At 70.8% G+C, this 12,202-nt stretch carries 8 protein-coding genes; 7 read left to right on the top strand and 1 reads right to left on the bottom strand.

Annotated elements, in window-relative coordinates; translation table 11 throughout:
* A partial coding sequence (gene hrpA / locus ABZ749_RS17005; RefSeq protein ID WP_357228682.1) for an ATP-dependent RNA helicase HrpA occupies window positions 1–3,420 on the top strand: 3,420 nt, incomplete at its 5' end.
* Window positions 3,421–3,499: 79 nt separating this feature from the next.
* Here hrpA and ABZ749_RS17010 read toward each other — a convergent pair.
* Window positions 3,500–4,432, bottom strand: coding sequence for a LysR family transcriptional regulator (locus ABZ749_RS17010; protein WP_357228684.1), 933 nt, complete (start codon window positions 4,430–4,432; stop codon window positions 3,500–3,502).
* Window positions 4,433–4,467: 35 nt separating this feature from the next.
* Here ABZ749_RS17010 and ABZ749_RS17015 point away from each other — a divergent pair, with 35 nt between their 5' ends.
* From ABZ749_RS17015 to ABZ749_RS17040, 6 genes are all read left to right on the top strand, one after another.
* Complete coding sequence (locus tag ABZ749_RS17015; protein WP_357228687.1) at window positions 4,468–5,199, top strand: succinate dehydrogenase cytochrome b subunit; 732 nt, start codon at window positions 4,468–4,470, stop codon at window positions 5,197–5,199.
* 1 nt (window position 5,200) lies between these two features.
* Entirely contained in the window at window positions 5,201–7,138 is a 1,938-nt protein-coding gene (locus tag ABZ749_RS17020) for a fumarate reductase/succinate dehydrogenase flavoprotein subunit (RefSeq protein ID WP_357228690.1), read from the top strand.
* Entirely contained in the window at window positions 7,135–7,899 is a 765-nt protein-coding gene (locus tag ABZ749_RS17025; RefSeq protein WP_355007162.1) for a succinate dehydrogenase/fumarate reductase iron-sulfur subunit, read from the top strand. Before ABZ749_RS17020 ends, ABZ749_RS17025 begins: the two co-directional genes overlap by 4 nt.
* Before the next feature lie 1,110 nt (window positions 7,900–9,009).
* Window positions 9,010–10,194 (top strand): zinc-dependent alcohol dehydrogenase, encoded by a 1,185-nt coding sequence (locus ABZ749_RS17030; RefSeq protein WP_357228698.1) that lies wholly within the window; start codon window positions 9,010–9,012, stop codon window positions 10,192–10,194.
* Window positions 10,195–10,207: 13 nt separating this feature from the next.
* Window positions 10,208–11,137 carry an SDR family NAD(P)-dependent oxidoreductase gene (locus ABZ749_RS17035; RefSeq protein ID WP_357228693.1) on the top strand — a complete coding sequence of 310 codons (930 nt, stop codon included), beginning with the start codon at window positions 10,208–10,210 and terminating at the stop codon, window positions 11,135–11,137.
* A gap of 112 nt (window positions 11,138–11,249) precedes the next feature.
* A partial coding sequence (locus ABZ749_RS17040) for a serine hydrolase (protein WP_357228696.1) occupies window positions 11,250–12,202 on the top strand: 953 nt, incomplete at its 3' end.

Raw genomic sequence — 12,202 nt, forward strand, 5'->3', positions numbered from 1 at the left:
TACCTGCGGGAGCTGTTGCCCCGACGACCCGACCTCAAGGTGATCATCACCTCGGCGACCATCGAGACCGACCGGTTCGCCCGGCACTTCGCCGGGCCACCCACTGCCGACGAGCCCGACGGCGTGCCCGCCCCGGTGGTCGAGGTCTCGGGGCGTACCTACCCGGTGGAGGTGCGCTACCGGCCCCTCGTCGAGCTCGCCGAGGGCGAGGAGGACGGCGACGGCGACGAGGAGACCGTCCGCGACCAGATCCAGGCGATCGGCGACGCCGTCGAGGAGTTGGCCGCCGAGGGCCCCGGCGACATCCTGGTCTTCCTCAGCGGTGAGCGGGAGATCCGGGACACCGCCGACGCGCTGGGCAAGCTGGTGCAGAAGAAGCGCTCGCTCCTCGGCACCGAGATCCTGCCGTTGTACGCGCGGCTGTCCAGCGCCGAGCAGCACCGGGTCTTCGCCGCGCACTCCTCACGCCGGGTGGTGCTCGCCACCAACGTCGCGGAGACCTCGCTGACAGTGCCCGGCATCAAGTACGTGGTGGACCCGGGCACCGCCCGCATCTCCCGCTACTCCAGTCGGCTCAAGGTGCAGCGGCTGCCGATCGAGCCGGTCTCCCAGGCGTCGGCCAACCAGCGCAAGGGCCGGTGCGGCCGTACCTCGGACGGCATCTGCATCCGCCTCTACGACGAGCAGGACTTCCTCTCCCGGCCCGAGTTCACCGACCCGGAGATCCTGCGGACCAATCTGGCGTCGGTCATCCTCCAGATGACCGCGATCGGGCTCGGCGACCTCGCCGCGTTCCCGTTCATCGACCCACCGGACAAGCGCAACATCACCGACGGCGTCAACCTGCTGCACGAGCTGGGCGCGTTGAACCCGACCGAGGCCGACCCGGAGAAGCGGCTCACCGCGCTCGGCCGACGGCTGGCCCAGTTGCCTGTCGACCCGCGCCTGGCCCGGATGGTGGTCGAGGGTGAACGCAACGGCTGCGCCACCGAGGTGCTGGTGATCGCCGCGGCGCTCTCCATTCAGGACCCGCGGGAGCGGCCGGCGGAGAAGCAGGCCCAGGCGGACCAGGCGCACGCCCGGTTCGCCGACAAGGAGTCGGACTTCGTCGCCTTCCTCAACCTGTGGCGCTACCTACGCGAGCAGCAGCGGGAGCTCTCCTCCAGCGCGTTCCGCCGGATGTGCAAGGCGGAGTACCTGAACTACCTGCGGATCCGCGAGTGGCAGGACATCGTCAGCCAGCTGCGCCAGGTGCTGCGTACCCCGTCCGACGGCGACCGGCGTGGTGGGCGGCCGGCGCGCGACAGCTCGGACGACGCGGACGCCGTCCGGGGCCGCCGAGGTGGCGCGGACCTGCCGGAGGAGATCGACACCCCGAAGGTGCACCAGTCGCTGCTGCCCGGCCTGTTGTCGCACATCGGCCTGAAGGACGCCCAGAAACACGAGTACCTGGGGGCGCGGGGCGCGAAGTTCGGGATCTTCCCCGGGTCGGCGTTGTTCAAGAAGCCGCCGCGCTGGGTGATGGCCGCAGAGCTGGTGGAGACCTCCCGGCTGTGGGGGCGCATTGCCGGCCGGGTTGAGCCGGAGTGGGTCGAGCCGCTGGCGCAGCACCTGGTCAAGCGCAGCTACAGCGAACCGCACTGGGAGAAGAAGCAGGCCGCGGTGATGGCCTACGAGAAGGTCACCCTGTACGGCGTCCCGCTGGTCAGCTCCCGAAAGGTCAACTTCGGGCGGATCGACCCGACGCTGAGCCGGGAACTGTTCATCAGGCACGCCCTCGTCGAGGGCGACTGGCAGACCCACCACCAGTTCTGGGCGGACAACAAGCGGCTGCTCGCCGAGATCGAGGAGTTGGAGAGCCGGGCCCGACGCCGGGACATCCTGGTCGACGACGAGACCATCTTCGGCTTCTACGACCAGCGGATCCCGGCCGACGTGTCCTCCGGCCGCCACTTCGACAGCTGGTGGAAGAAGACCCGCCGCGAGCAACCCGATCTGCTCACCTTCACCCGCGACCTGCTGATCAACGACGGCCGACCGGGGGTGGACGAGGACGACTACCCGGACGAGTGGCAGGCCGACGGGGTGAGCCTGCCACTGACCTACCGGTTCGAGCCGGGCACACCGGACGACGGCGTCACAGTGGACATCCCGCTGCCGCTGCTCAACCAGGTGCCGGCGGAGACCTTCGACTGGCAGGTGCCGGGGCTGCGCGAGGAGACGGTGATCGCGCTGATGCGGTCGCTGCCCAAGGCGATCCGCCGCAACTTCGTCCCGGTGCCGGACTACGCCCGGGCCGCCCTGGCGGCGATCACTCCCGGCGAGGAGTCGCTGCTGGACGCGCTCACCCGGCAGCTGCGCCGGATGACCGGAGTGACAGTGCCCCGCGACGCCTGGGAGCCGGGCAAGCTCCCGGCGCACCTGCGGGTGACGTTCCGGGTCCTCGGCGACGACGAGAAGCCGGTCGCCGAGGGCAAGGACCTGCCGGCCCTGCAACGCCAACTCCGCCAGGAGGTACGCCAGGTGGTGGCGGCCGCCGCGCCGGAGGTGGCCCGCACCGGGCTGCGCGAGTGGAGCATCGGCACACTCCCCCGGACCATCGAGCAGGTCCGCGCGGGTTACGCGGTCACCGCGTACCCGGCGCTGGTCGACGAGGGCGCCACGGTCGGGGTGAGGGTGTTCGACTCCCCCGCCGAGGCCGAGGCGGCGCACTGGGCCGGCACCCGCCGGCTGCTGCGGCTCACCGTGCCGTCCCCGGCGCGGTTCCTGCAGGGGCGGCTGGACAACGAGGCGAAGCTGGCGTTGAGCCGCAACCCGCACGGCGGCGTGCAGGAGTTGATCGAGGACGCGGCCGGCGCCGCCATCGACCGGCTGATCGGTGTGGCCGGTGGGCCGGCGTGGGACGCCGACGGTTTCGCGGCCCTGCGTGAGAAGGTCCGCGCCGACCTGGTCGACACAGTGGTCGAGGTGATGGACCGGGTCCGCAAGGTCCTCGCCGCCGCGTACGCCGTCGAGCAGCGGCTCGGCGCGACCCGCAACCTCGCCGTGGTGGCGGCGCTCGCCGACATCCGCAACCAGCTCGCCGGGCTGGTGCACGCCGGTTTCATCACCGAGACCGGGTACGCGCGCCTGCCCGACCTGCTGCGCTACCTCACCGCCATCGAGCGTCGGCTGGAGCGGCTGGGCGGCAACCCGCAGCGGGACCGCCAGCAGCAGGACCGGATCGCCGTGGTGCAGAAGGAGTACGCCGACCTGCTCGCCAACCTGTCGCCGGCCCGCCGCCAGGAGTCGGCCGTCCGGCAGATCCGCTGGATGATCGAGGAGTTGCGGGTGAACGTCTTCGCCCAGGCGCTGGGCACCCCGTACCCCGTCTCCGAGCAGCGGATCTACCGGGCGATGGACGACGCCGAGGGCCGCTGAGCCGGACCGCAGGGCCGCCGCCGACCTGGTCGCGGCGGCGGCCCCGTCCGGCTTCCTCGCGGCAGCGGTCCCCGGCGGGTCAGGTCAGTGGCTCGACGCCGGGGGGCAGTTCGCCGAGGTTGATCGCCGACTGGATGTAGTCGAGCAGGATGCGCCGAAGCTCCCGACCGGCGTGGGTGGGTACGACGTCGCGCCGACGGGCCACCGCGATGGTCCGCCGCACCCCGGGCGGGGCGAGCGGGGTGATCCGCACGCCCGGCCGCCGGGCCAACACGATGCCGGGCACGAGAGCGATGCCGAGTCCCGCCTCGACGAAGCTGAGCACCGCGTCCATCTCGCCGCCGTCCACCGCGAAGGTGGGCTCGAAGCCCGCCTCCCGACACGCCTGGATGGTCGCGTCGCGCAGGTCGTACCCCTCCCGGAACATCACCATCGGCTGGTCCCGCAGGTCGGTGATGCGCAGCTCCCCGGTCGTCGACGCGGTGGGCACCTCTCCCACCGAGGCCACCACCAGGCTCTCGCGCAGAATCGGGTCGACCCGCAGCCCCGGGTCGGCCCCCTGCGCCGGCATGATGATGAGGGCCAGGTCGAGGTCGCCGCGGAGCAGGTCGCGGACCAGGTCCTGCGAGCCTCCCTCCTCGACGCGCAGGTCGACGGTGGGATGCGCGTCGCGGAACCGGCGCAGCACCGGCGGGGCGAGCGAGGTCGCCAGACTGGGGGTGGCCCCGAGCCGGACCCGACCCCGGCGCAACCCGACCAACTCCTGGACCTCCCGGGTCGCGGTTTCCACGTCGGCGAGGATCCGGGTGGCCAACGGCAGCAGCACCTCACCCGCCGCGGTGAGGGCGATGTTGCCCCTTACCCGCTCGAACAGTGGGGCTCCGAGGTCGGCCTCCAGAGCGTGAATTTGCTTACTGAGAGAAGGCTGAGTGATGCCGACGAGGTCGGCGGCTTGGGTGAAATGTCGTACTTCGGCCACCGCGACGAAGTACCGGAGCTGATGGAGCTGCATCTACATAGCCTACGGCTATCAACACTGCGAGTTTGATGCATTGGACGACTGATCGAAGTGCTCCTAGCGTCGGTCCTGTGGTAATCACGAAGACTCGGTCGCCCATCCGCTCGAACGTCGGCCTCAAGGCCGTCATGGCGGTGACGGGCATCCTGCTGGCGCTGTTCCTCATCGCCCACATGCTCGGCAACCTGAAGGTGTTCACGGGGGAGACCTCGTTCGACCACTACGCGCACTGGCTGCGCGACATCGGCAAGCCACTGCTGCCCGGCGTCTGGTTCCTGTGGATCCTGCGCACCGTGCTGGTCGTGGCGGTCGTCGCCCACATCGTCGCCGCCACCGTGCTGGCCCGGCGCGCCCGCGCCGCCCGCCCGGTCAAGTACGCCCACCGCAAGAAGGTCAACGGCAGCTACGCGGCCCGCACGATGCGCTGGGGTGGAGTGATCATCCTGCTCTTCGTGATCTACCACCTGCTGGACCTGACCACCGGCACGCTGAACCCGGTCGGCGACGAGAGCAAGCCGTACGGCAACGTCGTCGCCGACTTCGCGCCCGAACGCTGGTACGTCACGCTCTTCTACACCCTCGCCATCCTCGCGGTCGGCTTCCACCTGCGCCACGGCGCGTTCAGCGCGTTCCGCAGCCTCGGCCAGCAGACGCCACGCGGTGAGCGCAGGGCGCGTACCGCGGCTCTGGTCTTCGCCGTGCTGCTCTGCGCCGGGTACCTGGTGGTCCCGTTCGCCGTACTCACCGGATTGGTGTCCTGACATGGAACTCTTCACCGAGGGCGACCCGATCGCCGACACCAAGGCTCCCGCCGGCCCGGTCGAGAAGCGTTGGGAGACCCGGCGCTTCGAGGCCAAGCTGGTCAACCCCGCCAACCGCCGCAAGATGACGGTGATCGTGGTCGGCACCGGCCTGGCCGGCGGCTCCGCCGCCGCGACCCTGGCCGAGCAGGGCTACCACGTCAAGTCCTACTGCTACCAGGACAGCCCGCGCCGGGCGCACTCCATCGCGGCACAGGGCGGCATCAACGCGGCGAAGAACTACCGCAACGACGGCGACTCCGTCCACCGGCTCTTCTACGACACCGTCAAGGGCGGCGACTTCCGCTCCCGGGAGTCGAACGTGCACCGGCTCGCCGAGGTGTCGGTCAACATCATCGACCAGTGCGTCGCCCAGGGGGTGCCGTTCGCCCGCGAGTACGGCGGCCTGTTGGACACCCGCTCCTTCGGTGGCGCCCAGGTGCAGCGCACCTTCTACGCCCGGGGCCAGACAGGCCAGCAGCTGCTGCTCGGCGCGTACCAGGCCCTCGAACGGCAGATCGGCCTGGGCAACGTGGAGATGAACACCCGGCACGAGATGCTGGAGCTGGTCCTCGTCGACGGCAAGGCCCGCGGCATCGTCGTCCGGGACATGGTCACCGGCGAGATCAGCACCGAGATGGCCGACGCCGTGGTGCTCGGCTCCGGCGGCTACGGCAACGTCTTCTACCTCTCCACGAACGCCAAGGGCTGCAACGTCACCGCCACCTGGCGCGCGCACCGCAAGGGCGCGTACTTCGCCAACCCGTGCTACACGCAGATCCACCCGACCTGCATCCCGGTCTCCGGCGACCACCAGTCGAAGCTGACCCTGATGAGCGAGTCGCTGCGCAACGACGGCCGGGTCTGGGTGCCGAAGACCAAGGGTGACGACCGCAGCCCGAAGGACATTCCGGAGGACGAGCGGGACTACTACCTGGAGCGGATCTACCCCTCCTTCGGCAACCTGGTCCCCCGCGACATCGCCTCCCGCGCCGCGAAGAACGTGTGCGACGAGGGGCGGGGCGTCGGGCCGACCAAGCTCGGCGTCTACCTCGACTTCGCCGACGCGATCGGCCGGCTGGGCCGCAAGGCCATCGAGGCCAAGTACGGCAACCTCTTCGAGATGTACGAGCGGATCACCGGCGAGGACCCGTACGAGGTGCCGATGCGCATCTACCCCGCCGTGCACTACACGATGGGCGGCCTGTGGGTCGACTACGACCTCCAGTCGAACATCCCCGGCCTGTTCGTGATCGGCGAGGCGAACTTCTCCGACCACGGCGCGAACCGGCTCGGCGCCTCGGCGCTGATGCAGGGCCTCGCCGACGGCTACTTCGTACTGCCCACCACCATCGCCAACTACCTGGCCTCCGGCGGGCTGGACAAGGTCGACGCCACCCACCCGGCGGCGATCGAGGCGCGCACCGACGTCGAGGACCGCATTCGGCGGCTGCTCGCTGTCGACGGCGACCGGACCGTGGACTCGTTCCACCGGGAGCTGGGCCAGATCATGTGGGAACACTGCGGCATGGAGCGCAGCGAGGCCGGGCTGCGCAAGGCGATCGACGAGATCCGTGCCCTGCGCGAGCAGTTCTGGCAGCGGGTCAAGGTGTCCGGCACCGGCGAGGAACTCAACCAGTCGCTGGAGAAGGCCGGCCGGGTGGCCGACTTCTTCGAGCTGGCCGAGCTGATGTGCATCGACGCCCTGCACCGCGAGGAGTCCTGCGGCGGCCACTTCCGGGCCGAGCACCAGACCCCCGACGGCGAGGCGCAGCGCGACGACGACCGGTTCGCGTACGTGGCGGCCTGGGAGTTCACCGCCGACGGCGAGCCCTCGGTGCTGCACAAGGAAGACCTGAAGTTCGAATACGTCCACCCCACGCAGCGGAGCTACAAGTGAACCTGACCCTGCGCATCTGGCGCCAGAAGGGCCCTGAGGACAAGGGTCGGATGGTGACCTACCCGGTCGACGACGTGTCCCCGGACATGTCGTTCCTGGAGATGCTCGACGTGCTCAACGAGCGGCTGATCCTCGCGGGCGATGACCCGGTGGCGTTCGACCACGACTGCCGCGAGGGCATCTGCGGCATGTGCGGCCTGATGATCAACGGCGACGCGCACGGGCCGCAGCGCGGCACCACCGCGTGCCAGCTGCACATGCGGCAGTTCAAGGACGGCGAGACGATCGACATCGAGCCGTGGCGGGCCAGCGCCTTCCCGGTGGTCAAGGACCTGGTCGTCAACCGGAGTGCCTTCGACACAATCATCGCGGCTGGTGGCTACGTCACCGCGCCGACCGGCAGCGCGCCCGAAGCCCACTCCACCCCGGTCGCCAAGGCCAACGCCGACGCCGCCTTCGAGTCGGCGGCCTGCATCGGCTGCGGCGCCTGCGTGGCAGCCTGCCCGAACGGCTCCGGCATGCTCTTCACCGCCGCCAAGCTCACCCAGCTCTCCCTGCTGCCGCAGGGCCAGCCCGAGCGCTACACCCGGGTGATCGGCATGGTCGACGCGCACGACGAGGCCGGCTTCGGCGGCTGCACCAACGCCGGCGAATGCACCCCGGCCTGCCCGAAGGGCATCCCGCTGAACACCATCGGCCGGCTCAACCGCGACTACCTCGCGGCCACCGCCAAGGGAGCGAACAACACCCCCGGCTCCTGAAGGTCCGCCGCACGACACCAGACCGCCGTACCCCGCCTTCCTCGGGGGTACGGCGGTCTTGCTTTCTCGCGGCTGCGGGCTTTGGCCTCGGCCTCCGGCTCCGGCTCCGGGCTTCGGTTGCGGTGGGGCTGGGGCGACCGTCCCCGGCTACGGGCGGTCAGGCTTGATCCCTCCGCCGGGGACGGTCGCCCCAGCCCTGACCCTGGTCACGGCTCGTCCGCACCGTGCGCTCCTGCTGGGGTACGTCGACAGATCCCCGAGCCAGCGCGCTCATGAACCCGGTCCGGTTGAACCGAATCCCCGCCCGCTCCGGCCCGCGGCACCTCATCCCACGCACTGCGGCCCATGCTTTGCGGCCGGCCCACCGCACCTCGACCCGCATCCAGCGCGCCCAGACCCGCCGCTCCCCGCCTGTCCCGTCGCGCCAAGCCTCACTCGGCGCGTCCCTCGCCTCCCCGTCGAACCTTGCTCCACCGGTCGCGCCTTACACCACCCGTCGCGCCGCCGTCTGCCGCGTCGCGCACAGCCCCACCGGTCGCGTATCACGATGATCCACTCGAGTTTCAGGAAGTCGGCCTGTTGCCGGGCCTGGGATGCCGCGACTTCAAGGAACTCGAGTGGATCAAGGCCACGCGGCCCAAGTGCCGCCACGACAAGATGCGTCAAGACACGCATTTCGCCGCCCAATGAGCGGACCCGACGCCCGATGAGCGGACTCGACGCTCGACGCGGGAACTCGACACGCGGATGCGCGAACGAAGCACAACGCGCGGACTCGACACGGCGGATGCGCCGATCACGTGCCCGCCCTGCGAACGCACCAGGGCTGAGCTGCTCCGCCGGCAACGCGCCGGCGGACAAAGTCCACGAGGGCTGGGGGCGACCGTCCCCGGCGTAGGGATCAAGCCTGACCGCCCGAAGCCAGGGACGGTCGCCCCCAGCCCTCACCGCAACCACCGACAAACCCGGCCACCAACAGACCCGCCACCGACAGACCCGGGAGGGAGGACGCGGGAACCACGACCACAGGCCAGGGACGGGCGGCCAGGTTCAAGTGCCCGAGCCCGGGTAGCAGTCCTTTGAGACGGCAGCGTGAAGGGGATGAGGGACATGAAGGCGCTCACCTGGCAGGGCAAGCGGGACGTACGGGTCGAGGAGGTCCCGGACCCTCGGATCGAGGAACCGACCGACGCGATAGTGAAAATCACCTCGACCGCGATCTGCGGTTCCGACCTGCACCTGTACGAGGTGCTCGGGCCGTACCTGAAGCCGGGTGACGTCCTGGGCCACGAGCCGATGGGCATCGTCGAGGAGGTCGGGTCGGAGGTGAGCGGGCTCAAGCCGGGCGACCGGGTGGTGGTGCCGTTCAACATCGCCTGCGGCAGTTGCTGGATGTGCTCGCGCCAGCTCTACGCGCAGTGCGAGACCACCCAGGTCACCAGCGAGGGCAAGGGCGCGTCCCTGTTCGGCTACACCTCGCTCTACGGTTCGGTGCCGGGCGGGCAGGCCGAGTACCTGCGTGTCCCGCAGGCCCACTTCGGGCCGATCAAGATCCCGGAGACCGGCGCCGACGAGCGCTACCTCTACCTGTCCGACATCCTGCCCACCGCCTGGCAGGCGGTGAAGTACGCCGACACCCCGCCGGGCGGCACCCTGGCCGTCTTCGGTCTGGGCCCGGTCGGGCAGTTCTGCGCGCGGATCGGCCGTCACCTCGGCGCGGGCCGGGTGATCGGGCTGGACCTCGTGCCGGAGCGGCTGGAGCTGGCCCGCCGGCACGGCATCGAGGTGCTCGACGTGAGCCAACTGTCCGACGTGCCGGGCGCGTTGATCGACCTGGTCGACGGCCGGGGCCCGGACGCGGTGATCGACGCGGTCGGGATGGAGGCGCACGGGTCGCCTATGGGCAAGCTTGCCCACACCGCCGTCGGCCTGCTGCCGGACAAGCTGGCCCAGACGATGACCGACCGGGCCGGCGTGGACCGGCTGTCCGTCCTGCACGCCGCGCTCAAGGGGGTTCGCCGCGGCGGCACCGTGTCGCTCTCCGGGGTGTACGGCGGCGAGGCGGACCCGATGCCGCTGATGGAGATGTTCGACCGCGGTATCCAGCTGCGGATGGGGCAGTGTCACGTGCGCCGGTGGACCGACGAGATCCTGCCGCTGCTCTCCGGCGACGACGACCCACTGGGCGTGGAGGACCTGCGTACCCACCGGATGCCGCTGGCCCGGGCGCCGCAGGCGTACGAGATGTTCCAGAAGAAGGAGGACGGCTGCATCAAGGTCGTGCTCGAACCATGAGTGCGAGAGTGCCGTGAGCCGGGTGGTCGTGATCGTTGGCGCGACCAGCGGCATAGGCCGGGCGACGGCCCGGGCGTTCGCCGAGCGCGGCGACCGCCTGGTCCTCGCCGCCCGCGCCACCACGACCCTGGCCGAGGTACGCGCTGAGTGCGCCGACGTCGACGTGCTGACAGTGCCGACCGACGTGACCGAGCCGGACGCGCTGGACGCGCTCGCGGAGGCCGCGATCGACCGCTTCGGCCGTGTCGACGTGTGGGTGCACACGGCGGCGGTGATGGCCTACGGTCGCTTCGACGAGTTGCCGCAACGGGTCTTCGACCAGGTGGTACGGACCGACCTGCTCGGCGCTGCCGGCTCGGTGCGGGTGGCGCTGCGGCACTTCCGTGCTGTCGGGGCCGGCACTGTGATCCTCACCGGTTCGGTGCTCGGGCACATCACCGCGCCGTACATGAGCGCGTACGTGGCGAGCAAGTGGGGGTTGCAGGGTCTGGCCCGGACGGTGCAGCAGGAGTTGCGCGACAGCCCGGAGATCCGGCTGTGCCTGGTCAACCCGGGCAGTGTGGACACACCGGTGTACCAGCAGGCGGCCAACTACCTGGGCCGCGTCGGGCGACCTCCGCCGCCGGTGGCCGGGCCGCAGCGGGTGGCCCGGGCCATCGTGCACTGTGTGGACCGACCCCGCCGGGAGGTGTCGGTGGGCAGGCTCAACGTGGTGCTGCGGGCCGGGTTCACCGTGCTGCCGGGGGTCTACGACGTCCTCGTCGGGCCGTTGATGCGCGCGGCCGGCCTGAGTGGACGGTCGGTCGCCGCGCACGACGGCTCGGTCTTCACCGCGAACCCGGCCGGCGAGGCGGTACGCGGCGGCCACCTGCCCGACCTGCGGCAACTCGTGTCCGGGCCGGTGGGCGCGGTGGGCGCCGCGCTGCGCAGACGGTTCGGCTGACCTGTTCGGGACTGTTCGGGACATGTTCGGGGGCATCGTGCATCGATCAACTCGCCTAGGGTGGTGGGCCAGCAAGCGCTCAGGCACACCACGATCGGGGAGACGATTCACCATGCGACTGAACCGCAGAACGGCACTCGGACTGGGCACTGTGGCCACCGCCGGCACCGTGCTGGGCGCCGCCGCCTCGGCGAGCGCAGCCGAGACCACCGAGGCGTCGCCGACCACCCCCGCTCGGGCCGCCCGTCGGGTCGCCTCCGTCTTCGCCAAGCACAGCGCCGAGGCCGGCGGCAACTGGCAGGCGTACGTCAGCGTCGCCGACCCGGCCGGTGCACCGGTGGTAGCGGTCGAGGCTGACGCGGACCGGCGGATCGAGGCGTACAGCGTCAACAAGATCGCCGTCGCCACGGCGGTGCTCGACAAGGTCGACCGGGGCCTGCTCACCCTGGACCAGCAGGTCGAGGTGAGCTCGACAATCGTCGTACCGGGCGGCGACGGCATCTTCAGCCTGGATGGCGCGTACCCGAGCCTGGTCACCATCGGGCACGTGCTGGCCAACCTGTTGACCGTCTCGGACGACACGGCGGTGCGGCTGTGCGGGCTGGTCGCCCCGGCCGCCGAGATCAACTCCATCCTGGTCGCCAAGGGCTTCCCGAACACCCAGGTCGAGCCGGTGGCCAACCCGAACCGGTTCTTCCTCGGCACCAGCACCCCCCGGGAGACGCACGACCTGCTGCGCGCCCTGGTCGCCGGCACGCTGCTCTCCCCCGCCTCGACGACGTACCTCTTGGGCCTCCTGCGCTCCCCGGTGGCGTTCACCGACGGCATCCGGCGCACCATGTCCTCGGACGAGCGGGCCCGGATCGCCACCAAGGCCGGCTGGTACGCCGACGCCCGGCACGAGGCCGGTGTGATCTTCGACCGCTCCGGCGCGGCGGTGCTCACCTACGCCCTCTTCGCCGACGGGCAGGCCAACCCGGACGACTTCGGCGCGACCCACCCGGCGGTGCAGGCCCGCGCAGCCATGGGCCCGAAGTTCCTGGCGGCGGTGGACCGGATCGCGGG

The sequence above is a fragment of the Micromonospora sp. NPDC047753 genome, from assembly GCF_040642735.1.
Classification (GTDB): domain Bacteria; phylum Actinomycetota; class Actinomycetes; order Mycobacteriales; family Micromonosporaceae; genus Micromonospora.